Here is a 13,812-nt window from a genome sequence, read left to right as displayed (position 1 = left end):
GTCGATGGCGCATGTGTTGCTGGTGGAGAGCTGGGTCGGTGCGATGGCCCACCTGCTGCCCAGGGCCGTGCTGGAGGCCGGGCACCGGTTCTCCTTCCTGACCCGCGACCTGCACCACTACCTGCGCGGCGCGCCGGCCGGAGGTGCGCATCCGCTGCTCGCCGCCCACAATGTGCTGACCGCTGAGACCAACGACCTGCCCGGACTGCTGGAGCACGCGGAACAGCTGCACCGGGCGCTGCGCTTCGACGGCGTACTTACCTCCTGCGACTACTACCTCGACACCGCCGCCCAACTTGCCGCCCACCTGCGGCTGCCGGGCGCGGACCCGGCCGCGGTACGGCGGGCGTACCGCAAGGACCTCGCCCGGGCGGCGATGGACGCCGTCGACGTGCCGCAACCCCGGTACGCGCTCGGGCAGAGCTGGTCCGATGTCGCACGGGCCGCCCGGGAGCTGGGCTTCCCGCTGGTGGTCAAACCGGTCGACCTCTGCGCCGGCATGTACGTGCGCGAAGTCGCCGACGAGGCCGGGCTGCGGACGGCGTTCGACGCCCTCACCGGTTTCCCGGTCAACGCCCGGCACCAGCCCCGGGTGCCGACGGTGCTGCTGGAGCAGCTGCTGTCCGGCCCGGAGGTGAGCGTGGAGACGGTCACCGTGGACGGGGACACGACAGTCGTCGGGGTGACCGACAAGAGCCTCGGTGGCGCCTCGGGGTTCGTCGAGACCGGACACATGTTCCCGGCGCCGCTCGACCCGGCGACCACCCGCCGGGCCGGTGCGGTGGCGGTGGCCGCGCTGGCGGCGGTCGGGCTGGACCGCGGGGTCGCCCACACCGAACTGCGGTTGACCCCGGCCGGGCCCCGGGTGGTCGAGGTCAACCCCCGGCCGGCCGGCAACCAGATCACCGAACTGGTGCGCCGGGTCACCGGCATCGACCTGCCCATGGTGTACGCGCAACTGGCGCTCGGCGAGACCCCCGACCTCACACCCGCCGACACCGGCGTACGCAGCGCGGCGATCGCGTTCGTCCTACCGCCGCGCCCCGGCGTCGTCGCCCGGGTCGACGGTACCGGGGCCTGGCAGGCGGACCCACGGGTGGTCGACTGGTCGGTGAAGCCCGCCGGCCACCGGGCCGGTGACAGCGGCAGCAACAACGACTACCTGGGCCACGTGATGGTGGTCGACACGGCCGGGGCCGACGCGCGCACCATCGCCGACGGCCTGGCCGCACAGGTACGCGTCGGGTACGTCGACGACGACGGCAACACCGACCGGCACCGGTCCGCCGCCGCGCCGGCCGGAGCGGCGGTATGACGGCGTCCACCGACGGCAGTCCGGCGACGTCCGTGTCGCCGACCCGACCGGCCGTGTCCCGATCGCCGACCCGGCCGGCGTACCGGTCCCTCGCCGCGCTGATCAACGCGGTACGGGCCGGACGCCACGGTGTGGACCCGACCCGCTGCCAGGTCAGTGTGGGGTTCGTGACCAGGCAGGGCGCGCGGCACGCGAACCGGCTCCGCAGCTACCGCAACCAGGTGCTGAGCCTGCGGGTCGACGCGGCGGTCGGCTCCTGCGCGGTCGAACCCGGCGAGCTGCCCGACGAGGTCGTCTACGACTGTGTCGGCGCCACGGTCGCCGACCTGCTCGCGCATCCGTTGCTCCCGGTGCGGGTGGCCGCACTCGACGCGTACCTGATGGCGCAGCGCCCGCACGCGGAGGCAGCCGACACGGTGGTCACCGTGCCCGCCGGCGGCTCGCTGGCCAAGTCGCAGGCCCGGGCCGCCGCCGTGGTCGACCTGCTGCCGCCGACCGGCGGCCCGGTCCTGGTCGTCGGGGTGGTGAACTCGCTGCTGGCCCGGCTCCGGGCCGCCGGCCGACAGTACCTGCCGTGCGACCTGGCCGGCGGCCGCACCGAATGGGACGAGCCGTGCCTGCCCGACGCGGCGGCGCTGCTGGACCGCTGCGACGCGATCCTCGCCTCGGGAATGACGCTCGGCAACGGCACCTTCGAGCCGCTGCTGGGCCACGCCGCCGCCGAGGGCAAGCCGTTCGTGGTGTTCGCGCAGACCGGTAGCGCGGTGCTGCCGTGGTTCCGCGGCGCCGGGCTGACGGCGGTGTCGGCCGAGCCGTACCCGTTCTTCTGGCTCGACGGCGGCCCGACGACCATCTACCGGTACGGGGTGTCCGGGTGAGCGCGCCGCAGCTGCTGAACCTGGTGGGGCACACCCCGCTGATCTACGTCGACGCGCCGCTGCCGCACCCGCACGGCGGCTTCTGGGCGAAGGCCGAGTCCGTCGCGCCGGGCGGGATGAAGTCCCGCGCGGCAGTGGCGATGCTGGCCGGCGCGCGGCGACGCGGCGAACTCCGCGACGGCGCGCCGGTAGTGGAGTCGACCAGCGGCACCCTCGGTATCGGGCTGGTCTTCGCCGGGCAGGCTCTCGGCCACCCGGTGGTGCTGGTCGTCGACCGGGAGCTGGAGCCGTCGATGCGAGCGCTGCTGCGCGCGTACGGGGCCCGGCTGGAGGTGGTTGAGCGGCCCCACCCGACCGGTGGCTGGCAGCAGGCCCGCCGGGAACGGCTGACGCAGGTGCTGACGGCGCTGCCCGGCGCGTACTGGCCGGACCAGTACCACAACCCGGACAACGCCGCCGGGTACGCGAGCCTCGGTGACGAGATCGCCGCCCAGGTCGACGCGGTCGACGTGCTGGTGTGCAGCGTCGGCACCGGCGGGCACAGCGCCGGGCTGACCCGGGCGCTGCGCCGGCACTGGCCGCGGCTGCGGCTGATCGGCGTGGACACCATCGGTTCGACGATCTTCGGCCAGCCGGCCCGGCGGCGGGTGATGCGCGGGCTGGGCAGCAGCATCTATCCAAACAACGTGGACTATCCGGCGTTCGACGAGGTGCACTGGCTGGGCCCGGCGGAGGCGGTTGACACCTGCCGCCGGCTGGCCCGGACGGCGTTCGTCACCGGCGGATGGTCCACCGGCGCGGTCGCCAGAGTCGCCGCCTGGGTGGCCCGCACCCAGCCGGACACCCGGGTGCTGACGGTCTTTCCGGACGGACCGCACCGCTACCTTGACTCCATCTTCGACGACGGCTGGTGCGGCCGGCACGGGCTACTCGGCCCCACCCCCGGCCATCCGGTCGAGATACCGCACCCCGGTGCGGTGGAGGTCACCCGGTGGAGCCGCTGCCGGGTGGTCAGCGACCCGCTGCGCCACGAGCGGGTGCCGGCATGAAACTGTCCTGGCACCCGTACCGGCTGGTGCTGCGCGAACCGCTGCGGATCTCCCGGTCGGTGATGGCGCACCGCGAAGCGGTCCGGCTGACCGTCACGCACGACGGGCTCACCGGTCACAGCGAGGTCGTCACCAGCCGCTACTACGGACTCGACCGAGCCGCGGTCGAACGTACCTGTGCCGGCTGGACCGACCGGCTCGCCGGCTGCGTCGATCCGGCGATGCTGCGCGACGAGCTGAGCAAGTTCGACGGACCCGCCGGGGTGCTCGCGGCACTGGACACCGCCGTGCACGACCTGCTCGGCCAGGCCCGGGGGCTGCCGGTGCACCGACTGCTGGCAGCGCCGGTACCGACGCCGGTCGCCACGGCGTACACGATCGGGCTGGTGCCGGTCGCGGACGCGGCGGCGACCGCGCGGCGGCTGGTCGCCGCCGGGTTCGCGGTGCTGAAGGTAAAGGCCGGTGACGACGCCGACGTGGCCCGGGTGGCGGCGGTACGCGCCGAGGCGCCGACGGCCCGGCTGCTGCTCGACCCCAACGGCGGCTGGTCCGCCGAGCAGGCGGTACGGCGGCTCGACGCGCTCACCCCGTACCGGATCGACGCCGTCGAGCAGCCGACCCCGCCGGGGCGACCCGACCTGCTGGCCCGGGTGGCCGCCCGCACCGCGATCCCGGTCGTCGCCGACGAGGACGCCGAGCGCCTCGCCGACCTGGACCGGCTCACCGGCGCGGTCGCCGGGGTGAATGTCAAGCTGGCCAAGTGCGGTGGGATCGCCGCCGCCACCCGGATCGTCGAGGCGGCCCGGGAACGCGGCCTGGACATCATGCTCGGCTGCCTGGTCGCCAGCACGCTCGGCGTCGCACCGGCCGTGCACCTGGCCGGCCTCGCCCGCTGGGTCGACCTGGACGGGCACCTGCTGATCGCCGATGACCCGTGGACCGGGATCGGCGGCCACGACGGCGTGCTGCGCCTGGCGGAGACCCCCGGCCTCGGCGTGACGGAGGCGGTGCGGTGAGGGCGACCTGGACGACGCTGATCAGCTTTCCACCGGCGATCCGGCTGCTGGTGGTCAACCAGCTCGGGGTCAACGTCGGCTTCTACCTGCTGCTGCCCTACCTGGCCGGTTACCTGCGCGACGACATCGGCCTGTCGGCCACCCTGGTCGGCCTGGTCCTCGGGGTACGCAACCTGAGCCAGCAGGGACTGTTCCTGGTCGGCGGGTCGGCCGCCGACCGGCTCGGCGCACGCGGCGTGATCATCGCGGGCTGCGGGCTGCGGGCGGTCGGCTTCGCGGTGTTCGCGGTCGGCGGGTCGCTGCCTGCACTGCTGGCCGCCTCGGTGCTGACCGGGCTGGCCGGGGCGCTGTTCAATCCGGCGGTACGCGCCTACCTCGCCGAGGCCGCTCCCGAGCGCCGGGCCGAGGCGTTCGCCCTGTTCAACGTCTTCGCCAGCGCCGGTGCGCTACTCGGGCCGCTGCTCGGCAGCGCGCTGCTGCTGGTCGACTTCCGGGCCGCCGCGATCGGCGCGACGGCGGTGTTCGCCGCGCTGACCGTGGCGCAACTGCTGGTGCTGCCACCGCACCCGGTGACCCGAAGCGGGCAGAGCGTCGGCCGGGACTGGCGGGAGGCGCTGACCGACGGCCGGTTCCTGGCGTTCACGGTGGCGTTGAGCGCGCTGTTCGCCCTGCAGACCCAGCTGTACCTGGTGCTGCCGGTGCAGGCCGAGGCCGCCGCCGGCACCCCGCTGGCGGTGGCGGCACTCTTCGTCGTGTCCACGGTGGCCACCCTCGCCTGGCAGGTCCGGCTGACCGGGTGGCTGCGCCAGCGGAGCAGCCGTGGGGTGTCCATCGCGGCCGGGATGGCGGTGGCCGGCCTCAGCTTCCTGCTGCCGCTGCTGCCGGTGACCGGCCCGCCTCCGGTGCGGGCACTGCCGACGCTGGTCGCCGCGCTGGCGCTGGCGGTCGGGGTGATGATGGCGCAGCCGTTCGTGTTGGAGCTGGTGCCCGGCTTTGCCCGCGACGGGCTGACCGGCACCTACTTCGGGGTGTTCTACCTGGCCTCCGGGGTTGTGGCGGCGCTGGCCACCACCGCCGTCGGCCGGTTCATGCAGACCGGTGGCCAGCCGGACGGGGCGGCACCGGCCGTACCCGCCGGAGCGTGGCTGCTCTGCGTGGGGCTGGGCCTGGCCTGCGGCGCCGCCGTGTGGACGCTGCACCGCCGCGGCCTGCTCGCCCCACGTACGGTGCCGGCCGCCGCTGAGAAGACGGCCCGGTGAGCGGGCCGGTGGTCGGGGGCGGACCTGTCGTGACGGGCGGCCCGGTGGTGGCGGGCGGGCCGGTGGTGGCGGGCGGGCCGGTGGTGGCGGGCGGCAACCTGCTCACCGACAACCCGCAGCTGTACGAGGCCCAGTTTCCCGACCCGGAGCACCGGGCGGCCAGGTTCGTGGCCGACCTGGTCGACCGGTTCGCGCCCGGCCCGCCCGGCCGGCGGCTGCTCGACCTCGGCTGCGGCACCGGCCGCGACGCCGGGTACCTCGCCGACGCCGGCTTCGACGTCACCGGGTTGGACCTGTCCACCCGGATGCTGGCCTACGCCCGCCGCCGCCACCAGCGGGTCCGGTTCGTCGAAGGTGACCTGCGTACGTTCGACCTCGACCTGCGCTTCGACGTGATTACCTGCCTGGACAGTGCGCTGCTGTACTGCCACGGCAACGCCGACCTGACCGCCGCGCTGGCCAGCTGCCGCCGGCAGCTGGCCCCCGGCGGGCTGCTCATCGCCGAGATGCGCAACGGCGCGTACTTCCTCGGCAACACCGACCTGGTCGACGGGCCCAGCATCCGGTCGGTGCGCTGGCAGGGCGTCACCTACACGTCCCGTACCACCTTGTGGATCGACGCCGCGGCGCAGCTGCTGCGCCGCCGTCGGATGTGGACCTGGCCGGGTGCTGAGCAGGAACTCGTGCAGAACTCCGCGTGGCGGCTGCTCTTCCCGCAGGAACTGCGCCATTTGCTGGAGGGCGCCGGGTTCGACATCCTCGCCCTGTTCGACGCCCCCGGCCCGCGTACCGAACCGCCCTGGCGTCCCGGCGCCGAGCTGGCGACCGGCCTACGCGGCGACCGCCTGCACCTGGTCGCCCGCCGCCGCGACGACGCGGCCTGAAATCCCCGCTGAAATCCCCTCGGAAGGAAAGAACTGACATGTCGACTGTTGCCCGACTACGCCGCCGAACATTGCTCGGCGGCGGTGCCGCCGTGACCGCCGCGCTCCTCGCCGGCTGCGGCGCCGACGCCCCCGCTGGTTCCGACACCGCCGTCAACAGCGGCACGCCGAAGCGGGGTGGCCGGCTGCGGGTCGCGTTCGCCGGTGGCGGCGCCACCGAAAGCCTCGACCCGCACCTGGCGAACCTGTTCAACGAGGCGTCCCGGGCCAAGGCGATCTTCGACAAGCTCGCCGACTACGGCCCGGACGTGTCGATCCAGCCCCGGCTCGCACTGGGCTGGGAGCCCAACGCCGATCTCACCCGCTGGCGGGTGCCGCTGCGCGAGGCCACCTTCCACGACGGACGGCCGGTGCGGGCCGCCGACGTGCTCGCCAGTTACGCCCGGATCACCGACCCGGACCGGGCCTTCCGCGCCAAGGCCAGCCTGTCCCTGATCGATCTGCGGGCGAGCCGGGCCGTCGACGACCGTACGGTGGAATTCGCGCTGACCCGTCCGTTCGCCGAATTCGGCAACGTGCTCGCCGCGTTCGGCGCGTACATCGTGCCCGAGGGCAGCGAATCGTTCGACCGGCCAATCGGCTCCGGACCGTTCACGTTCAGCAGCTTCACCCCCGGTACGTCGCTGCTGCTGGCCCGGTACCCGGACTACTGGGACGGCGCCGCGCACCTCGACGAGCTGGAGTACGTGATCGCCAACGAGGAGTCGGCGCGGGTCAACGCCCTGCTCGCCGGGCAGGTCGAGTACGCGCACGACATCAGCCCCACCACGGCCCGCAGCTACGCCGCCGACGACCGGATCGCCATCACCCGGATGGCCAACAGCGGCCTGCAGGGCTTCACCATGAAGCTGGACCGGCCCCCGTTCGACAACCGGGACCTACGGGAGGCGATGTTCCTGCTCACCGACCGGCAGCAGCTGGTCGAGACGGTCCTGTCCGGCTCCGGGCAGATCGGCAACGACCTGTTCGGCAAGGGCTACCAGTACTACGCCGACGACATCCCGCAGCGCGAACCCGACCTCGACCGGGCCCGCACGCTCATCGACCGGGCCGGCGCGCGAGGGCTGCGAATCCCGCTGGACACCGCGCCGGTGGCCGCCGGGTTCGTCGAGGCGGCCAGTGTCTTCGCCGACCAGGCCCGCGCGGTCGGGCTGAACGTCGAACCGGTGCAACGCAACAAGGACACGTACTGGCGAGAGGTGCTCGACAACGGAGTGATGGCCTGCTTCCGCTCCGGTGCCATGCCGATCGAGACCCACATCTCGCAGCGGTTGCTGAGCACCTCGACGACGAACGCCACCAAGTGGACGCGGCCCGAGTTCGACGACCTCTACGCCACCGCCGTCTCCACCGCCGACGAAGCGGGCCGGCGGCAGGCGTACGGCGAGATGCAGCGGATGCTGCACGCCGAGGGCGGGCTGCTGGTGTGGGGCTTCGCCGACTTCCTCGTCGCCACCGCGCCCCGGGTCGGCGGCGTGTCCGCCGAGGCACCCGCCAACACCCTCGACTGGGCCCGGTTCGACAAGGTGTGGCTGGCTTGAGCCTGACCCGCTACACGGTTCGGCGGCTGCTGCTCGGCGTCGGGCAGGTCGCCGGCATCACCACCATCGTGTTCGTGCTCACCGAGGCGCTGCCCGGCGACGCGGCGGTGGTGATCGCCGGTGACCAGCCCGACCCGGAGCGGATTGCGCTGATCCGCGAACAGCTCGACCTCGACCAGCCACCCTGGCAGCGGTACCTCGATTGGCTCGCCGGGCTGCTACACGGAGACTTCGGCGTATCGCTGATCTCCCAACGGCCGGTCCTGGACATGATCGTCGGCAGCGCCGCAGCGACCGTACTGCTGGCCGCCGCGACGCTGCTCGTCCTCGTCCCGCTCGCGATCGGCCTCGGCATGCTCGCCGCCCGGCGCGAAGGCGGCCGGCTCGACCGCGCCATCAGCGCCGTCGCCGTCGGTCTCTACGCGGTACCGGAGTTCGCCCTGGCCATCCTGCTGGTCGCGGTCTTCGGCGTACGGCTGGGCTGGTTTCCGCCGACCGCCGTCGGCACCGGCCCCAACCTGCTCGCCCAGCCTGCCGTGCTGGTCCTGCCGCTGCTGGTGCTGCTGGCCCGACCGATCTGCTCACTCAGCCGGCTCACCCGCGCCGGCATGGTCGACGCGCTGCGCTCCGAGTACGTGGCCCACGCCCGACGCCTCGGCCTCGGTGCCCGTCGCCGGTGGCTGGCCCATGCGCTGCCCACCGCCGCCGCGCCGGTCGTGCAGCAGCTCGCCCGGACCACCGACTGGCTGCTCGGCGGCGTCATCGTCGTCGAGGCGGTCTTCGTCATCCCCGGTCTGGGCACCGCCCTGGTCGACGCGGTCGCCGCCCGGGACGTCCCCACCGTCCAGGGGCTGTGCGTGATCGTGGCGGTCACCACCGTGGTCGTCAACCTGGCCGCCGACCTGATCGCGTTCCGGCTCGCCCCGCGTATGGCCGGTGCCCGATGACCGGCCGGGCTCCAATTATCAGCCGGGCTCGGCGGACCGGCCGGGTTCCGCGCCTGCTCACCGGGGTCGTCCTGCTCGCCGTACCGCTGCTGCTCGCTCTCGCCGGTCCGGCCCTGGTCGATCTGGCCCTGGTCGGCACCGGCGCGGACCGGACCCGGCCGTTCGACCAGGCAGGGCTGCTCGGCACCGACTTCGTCGGCCGGGACGTCACCGGGCAGCTCCTGCTCGGCGGCCGGTCCGTCGTCGCGGTCGCCGCCGCCGCGACCGCCCTGGCCTACCTGATCGGCGTACCCGTCGGTCTGGTCGCCGCGCTCACCCGCCGCCGCTGGCTCGACGAGGTGCTGATGCGCCCGCTGGACCTGCTCCTCGCCGTCCCGTCGCTGCTGCTGCTCATCCTGCTCGCCGCCACCGCACCCCGGGGGCCGGTGACGCTGGTGGTAGTCGTCGCCGTCATCGCCCTGCCGGAGATCGCCCGGATCACCCGCGCCGCGGCCCTGCCGCTGGCCCACGGACCCGCGATGGAAGCGATGCGGCTCTACCGGGAGACGTGGTGGCGGCGGGCGGTCGGGTACGTCGCCCGGGGCATCCGCCGGGTCCTGCTCGCCGACGCCGGGATCCGGTTCATCGGCGCCGTCTACCTCGTCGCCACCGCCAGTTTCCTGGGCATCGGCGTCGCCCCGGACGCCGCCGACTGGGCCGTCATGGTCGACCGCAACCGCGCCGGGATCTTCCTGCAACCGTGGGCGGTGGTGGTGCCCGCCGCGCTGCTCGTCGCGCTCGCCGTCGGGGTCAACCTGGTCACCGATCAGCTGCTGGCCGCCCGGCCGGAGGTCGCGAAGTGATCCGGGTCGACGGGCTGTGCGCCGACGCCGCTGGACAGCGGCTGTTGCGCGACGTGTCGTTCACCGTGCCGGCCGGCGACGTCCTCGCCGTCGTCGGTCCGTCCGGCAGCGGCAAGACCACGCTCGGGCGGGCGCTGCTCGGCGAAGCCGGCCCAGGCGTCCGGCTCACCGGCGGCATCGAGATCGACGGTCGCCCGGTCACCCCCGACACACCGCCGGCCGGCGGCACCGTCGGCTACATTCCGCAGCAGCCGGCGGCGGCGCTGACCCCGGTACGCCGGATCGGCCCGGTGCTGCGTGAGATCGCCCGCCGGCACACCCCGGCGCCGTCGCGCCGAACGCGGCGCGCCGCCACTTGGCAGGCGGTCCGGGCGGTGCTGGCCCGGGTCGGTTTGCCGGACGACCGCGACCTGCTGCGGCGCTACCCGCACCAGCTCTCCGGCGGCCAGCAGCAGCGGCTGGTCATCGCGCACGCCCTGCTGGCCGGTGCCCGCGTCCTGGTCGCCGACGAACCGACCACCGGGCAGGACAGCCTCAACCGCCGCGACGTCGCCGCCGAACTACGCCGTCTCGCCGGCTCCGGCGTCGCGGTCGTCCTGCTCACCCACGACCTGCACCTGGTCCGGGCGGTCGCCGATGGCGTCCTCATGCTCGACCGGGGCACCGTCGTCGCCTCCGGTCCACCGGACGCGGTCCTCCATGACACCCCAGCTCGGCCAGCGCGGACCCCCGCCGCTGACCCGCCGGGCGGTGTCGGTCAGCTGCTGCGGGTCGCCGGGCTCACCGCGGCGCACCACGGCCGCACCGTGCTGCACGGCATCGACATGATCATCGGCCCCGGTCAGCGCCTCGCCCTGGTCGGCCGCTCCGGCAGCGGCAAGACCACCGTCGCCCGCTGCCTGGCCGGCCTGCACCCACCGAGCGGCGGCAGTATCGAACTCGACGGCCGCCGGCTCGCCGGCTCGATCGACCGCCGGCAGCGGGGCGACCTCACCACCGTGCAGTACGTCTTCCAGGATCCGCGGGCCAGTTTCCAGCCGTCCGCCGCCCTGCTCGACCAGGTCGCCCGCCCCGCCGTACGGCTGCACCGCCAACCGACCGTCGACGCGCTGCGGACCGCCCACGACCTGCTGCGTCAGGTCGGGATCGACGATGCTCTCGCCGCCCGCCGCCCCGACCGGCTCTCCGGCGGTGAACTGCAACGCGCCGCTCTGGCCCGCGCCCTGGTGGCCCGACCCCGGCTGCTGGTCTGCGACGAGATCACGTCAGGTCTCGACCGCGTCAACCAGGACCGGATCCTCGACCTGCTCGACGAAGTGTGCCGCGCCCACCGGCTCGCGCTGCTGGTCATCACGCACGACCCGGACGTGGTCGACCGGCTCGCCGACCACGTCACCGTGCTCGACCACGGCCGGGTCGTGGAACACGGTCCCGCCGCCACCGTGCTGCGCGCCGGCCGGCAGCCGCTGACCCGCGCCCTGCTCGACCCTGACCTGCCGCGACCGCGCGACCCCGACCTGCCGCGACATCTGCCGCGACCCGCAACCACGTCCAGTACCGGAGAGATGAGCACCACGTGAACGACCAGAACATCGGTCCGTACGACATCCGTACCGCCACGCCGCAGCACCTCGACGGTGCCCGCAGCGTCATGCTCGACACCTTTTACCAGGTGTTCGGCTACGGCTACCAGCCGCGGTGGCACGCCGACGTCATCGACCTCGCCGGCACCTACCTACGGCCGGAGCGGCATGCGCTGTTCGTCGCGGTCAAGGGCGACGAGGTGGTCGCCACCACCGCCGTCCGCGCCGCCGCGCCGAACAGCCCGCCGCATCCCCGCTGGCTCGTCGACCGCTACCCGGCGGCGAGCACCGCCCAACTGTTCCGGGTCTACGTACGCCCGGAACACCGCCGCAACGGGCTGGCCCGCGCACTGGTCCGACGGGCCGTCGCGTTCGCCGCCGGACACCCCGGCTACCGGGCGGTCTACCTGCACACCGACACCGGGGTCCCCGGGGCGGAGGCGTTCTGGCGGAGCGTGGCCGAGGTGGTGCACGACCCCCGCGACGGCAGCCCGCACGCCTCCCGGGTGGTGCACTTCGAGATCCCGATGCCCGTGCTGACCACCGCGTCCCGGTAGCGATCGTTCGGCAGGTCGGAGCCGTTGGTCGAGGTCACCGTGTTCGGAGAGCCCGTCTGCCAAGGTCACGAAGGCAGCGGCCCAGTACTTCGTGTGCAGGACCAGCATCGGTACGGACACGAGCGCGTGCATGGCCGGCAGCGCGTCGGCGACCTCCGCCGCCGACAGCAGGTCGACCGGGTGCCCGAGACAGGACTGCGTCTCGTCCTCGTTCAGTCCGTACACGTCGATCGCGTCGCGCAGCGCGGCCAGAACCCGGCGGTTGAGCGCGGGCTCGTGGTAGGCGGCGTCCTCGAAGTAGGTCACCGCCCGGGTGGCAACCGCCGCATGTGCACGCGCAGCTCGGCGAGTCGGCGGTCGAGCTTCTCGGCGGAGCGCATGGCGTTGAATCCGGAGATCAGCAACACGTCGGCCCGGCTGAGCCGGTCGCCGAACTCGCCGCTGAGCAGCATCGTGCTGTTGGCCGGGTCGTTGAGGTAGATCAGCCGGTTCGGGAACGGCGCGGTGATGTCGATCTCTCCGGCGCGGATCCGCAGACCCTGGTCGTACTGGACGATCAGGTGCGGGTGCAAGGTGTCCTCGACGCCGCTGGACAGGTACGCGCCGTCCGGTGGCGGCAGCCGACGTACGGTGTCGTCGACGCTGACCAGGTGCAAGGTCGACGGCACGCCGAGGCGGCTCATCAGGATCCCGGCCCGTACCGGTGGGTACCGCCCAGCGCCACCGGTGCGGGAACCGGCCGGCGAAGAGCTCCAGCGCCGGGGCGGAGGCGACGTCATGTTCGCCGCCCCGAGCGACATACCCGAGGATCGACACCACGAGATCCCGCTCGCTGGTCACCGTGATCGGCGAGGTCAGCTCCGCAGCGGCGATACCGTAGTCGGCGACCAGCTGTGCCAGGACATCGGCGGTGAGCTTCAGCTCGTAGTCCGGAGCTCGGCCGGGCCGTCGAACCGCCGCCCCAGTTGCGTCGTCACCCCGCCGGTGCGAAAGAATCGTTCCATGACCGAGGACTGGGAGCTCCCCTCAGGCTCTAAGATGGACACCGCCGTTCCGCACTCGGCGCGGATCTGGAACTACTGGCTCGGCGGCAAGGACCACTTCGCGGTCGACCGGGCCGCCGGCGATGAGGTCATCGCGCACATCCCGGACATCCCCATCGGAGCCAAGTCCGAGCGTGCGTTCCTCCAGCGCGTGGTCAGGTTCCTCGTCAGGGACGTCGGTATCCGCCAGTTCCTCGACGTCGGCACCGGTCTGCCCTCGGCGGACAACACCCACGAGGTCGCACAGTCCCTCGAGCCGCGCTGCCGGGTGGTCTACATCGACAACGACCCGCTCGTCATGGCACATGCGCGTGCGCTGCTGACCAGCACGCCGGAAGGCAGTTGCGACTACGTCGAAGCCAATTTGCGGCAGCCGGACGCGATCCTCGCGTCCGCGCGGCGGACGCTCGACTTCACGCAGCCGATCGGGCTCATGCTCCTCGGCGTCGTCAACCACATCCTGGACGACGACGTGGCGTACGGCTCCGTCGCGCAACTGGTGCAGGCGCTGCCCGCCGGCAGCCACCTGGTGCTCACCCATTCCACGGCGGAGATCCACGGCGAGCCGATGCTGCGCGTGATGCGGGAGACCACCGAACGCGGCGGCACGCCGATCCGCGCCAGGACCAAGGTGGAGCTCGAACGCTTCTTCGACGGGTTGGACCTGCTGGAACCCGGCGTCGTCACCTGCTCACGCTGGCGCCCTGACCCGGAGTCCGACGAGCCCGAGGTCTACCTGTTCGGCGGTGTCGGCCGCATCGGCTGAGCCACCACAGGAGGACGCGCCGGTGGTGCGCGCGACGTTCGACGATCCGAATCTGGTGTCGTGTGCCGGTCT

The 13,812-nt window shown here is 73.3% G+C and carries 13 protein-coding genes; 12 read left to right on the top strand and 1 reads right to left on the bottom strand.

What is annotated here, in order from left to right:
- Positions 1-4: 4 nt before the first annotated feature.
- Genes ACFHWS_RS25805 through ACFHWS_RS25755 form a run of 11 tightly spaced genes read left to right on the top strand, consistent with a single transcriptional unit; the run spans position 5 to position 11,931 of the window.
- On the top strand, positions 5-1,315 hold the full coding sequence (locus ACFHWS_RS25805) for an ATP-grasp domain-containing protein (RefSeq protein WP_416550718.1): 1,311 nt from the start codon (positions 5-7) through the stop codon (positions 1,313-1,315).
- Complete coding sequence (locus ACFHWS_RS25800) at positions 1,312-2,193, top strand: Rossmann-like domain-containing protein (RefSeq protein ID WP_416569292.1); 882 nt, start codon at positions 1,312-1,314, stop codon at positions 2,191-2,193. Before ACFHWS_RS25805 ends, ACFHWS_RS25800 begins: the two co-directional genes overlap by 4 nt.
- On the top strand, positions 2,190-3,242 hold the full coding sequence (locus ACFHWS_RS25795) for a PLP-dependent cysteine synthase family protein (protein WP_416569291.1): 1,053 nt from the start codon (positions 2,190-2,192) through the stop codon (positions 3,240-3,242). Before ACFHWS_RS25800 ends, ACFHWS_RS25795 begins: the two co-directional genes overlap by 4 nt.
- Complete coding sequence (locus ACFHWS_RS25790; RefSeq protein WP_416569290.1) at positions 3,239-4,258, top strand: dipeptide epimerase; 1,020 nt, start codon at positions 3,239-3,241, stop codon at positions 4,256-4,258. The genes ACFHWS_RS25795 and ACFHWS_RS25790 overlap by 4 nt, the downstream gene beginning before the upstream one ends.
- On the top strand, positions 4,255-5,517 hold the full coding sequence (locus ACFHWS_RS25785; RefSeq protein WP_416569289.1) for an MFS transporter: 1,263 nt from the start codon (positions 4,255-4,257) through the stop codon (positions 5,515-5,517). The genes ACFHWS_RS25790 and ACFHWS_RS25785 overlap by 4 nt, the downstream gene beginning before the upstream one ends.
- Positions 5,518-5,546: 29 nt before the next feature.
- A complete protein-coding gene (locus tag ACFHWS_RS25780; RefSeq protein WP_416569288.1) occupies positions 5,547-6,401 on the top strand; it encodes a class I SAM-dependent methyltransferase in 855 nt (284 codons plus the stop codon).
- A 38-nt stretch (positions 6,402-6,439) separates the two neighbouring features.
- On the top strand, positions 6,440-8,002 hold the full coding sequence (locus tag ACFHWS_RS25775) for an ABC transporter substrate-binding protein (RefSeq protein WP_416550730.1): 1,563 nt from the start codon (positions 6,440-6,442) through the stop codon (positions 8,000-8,002).
- The gene (locus ACFHWS_RS25770) at positions 7,999-8,949 is read left to right on the top strand and encodes an ABC transporter permease (RefSeq protein ID WP_416550732.1); all 951 of its coding nucleotides are present in this window, start codon (positions 7,999-8,001) and stop codon (positions 8,947-8,949) included. The genes ACFHWS_RS25775 and ACFHWS_RS25770 overlap by 4 nt, the downstream gene beginning before the upstream one ends.
- A complete protein-coding gene (locus tag ACFHWS_RS25765) occupies positions 8,946-9,791 on the top strand; it encodes an ABC transporter permease subunit (protein ID WP_416550734.1) in 846 nt (281 codons plus the stop codon). Before ACFHWS_RS25770 ends, ACFHWS_RS25765 begins: the two co-directional genes overlap by 4 nt.
- Positions 9,788-11,371, top strand: coding sequence for an ABC transporter ATP-binding protein (locus tag ACFHWS_RS25760; RefSeq protein WP_416569287.1), 1,584 nt, complete (start codon positions 9,788-9,790; stop codon positions 11,369-11,371). The genes ACFHWS_RS25765 and ACFHWS_RS25760 overlap by 4 nt, the downstream gene beginning before the upstream one ends.
- A complete protein-coding gene (locus ACFHWS_RS25755) occupies positions 11,368-11,931 on the top strand; it encodes a GNAT family N-acetyltransferase (RefSeq protein ID WP_416569286.1) in 564 nt (187 codons plus the stop codon). The genes ACFHWS_RS25760 and ACFHWS_RS25755 overlap by 4 nt, the downstream gene beginning before the upstream one ends.
- A gap of 302 nt (positions 11,932-12,233) precedes the next feature.
- Here the strand turns inward: ACFHWS_RS25755 and ACFHWS_RS25750 are convergent, their stop codons facing one another.
- A complete protein-coding gene (locus tag ACFHWS_RS25750; RefSeq protein ID WP_416569285.1) occupies positions 12,234-12,614 on the bottom strand; it encodes an ADP-dependent glucokinase/phosphofructokinase in 381 nt (126 codons plus the stop codon).
- Positions 12,615-12,933: 319 nt separating this feature from the next.
- Here ACFHWS_RS25750 and ACFHWS_RS25745 point away from each other — a divergent pair, with 319 nt between their 5' ends.
- Positions 12,934-13,740 carry an SAM-dependent methyltransferase gene (locus ACFHWS_RS25745; RefSeq protein WP_416569284.1) on the top strand — a complete coding sequence of 269 codons (807 nt, stop codon included), beginning with the start codon at positions 12,934-12,936 and terminating at the stop codon, positions 13,738-13,740.
- Positions 13,741-13,812 lie beyond the last annotated feature (72 nt).

It is taken from the genome of Micromonospora sp. LOL_013 (genome assembly GCF_048060315.1).
Classification (GTDB): Bacteria; Actinomycetota; Actinomycetes; order Mycobacteriales; family Micromonosporaceae; genus Micromonospora_E.
This window is presented reverse-complemented; position numbering and strand designations above follow the sequence as displayed.

Bases quoted from the DNA above. Each gene is read 5' to 3' on its own strand.
- ACFHWS_RS25750 (WP_416569285.1), bottom strand. From the start codon at position 12,614: ATGAGCCGCCTCGGCGTGCCGTCGACCTTGCACCTGGTCAGCGTCGAC.
- ACFHWS_RS25790 (WP_416569290.1), top strand. From the start codon at position 3,239: ATGAAACTGTCCTGGCACCCGTACCGGCTGGTGCTGCGCGAACCGCTG.
- ACFHWS_RS25805 (WP_416550718.1), top strand. From the start codon at position 5: ATGGCGCATGTGTTGCTGGTGGAGAGCTGGGTCGGTGCGATGGCCCAC.
- ACFHWS_RS25775 (WP_416550730.1), top strand. From the start codon at position 6,440: ATGTCGACTGTTGCCCGACTACGCCGCCGAACATTGCTCGGCGGCGGT.
- ACFHWS_RS25800 (WP_416569292.1), top strand. From the start codon at position 1,312: ATGACGGCGTCCACCGACGGCAGTCCGGCGACGTCCGTGTCGCCGACC.
- ACFHWS_RS25765 (WP_416550734.1), top strand. From the start codon at position 8,946: ATGACCGGCCGGGCTCCAATTATCAGCCGGGCTCGGCGGACCGGCCGG.
- ACFHWS_RS25745 (WP_416569284.1), top strand. From the start codon at position 12,934: ATGACCGAGGACTGGGAGCTCCCCTCAGGCTCTAAGATGGACACCGCC.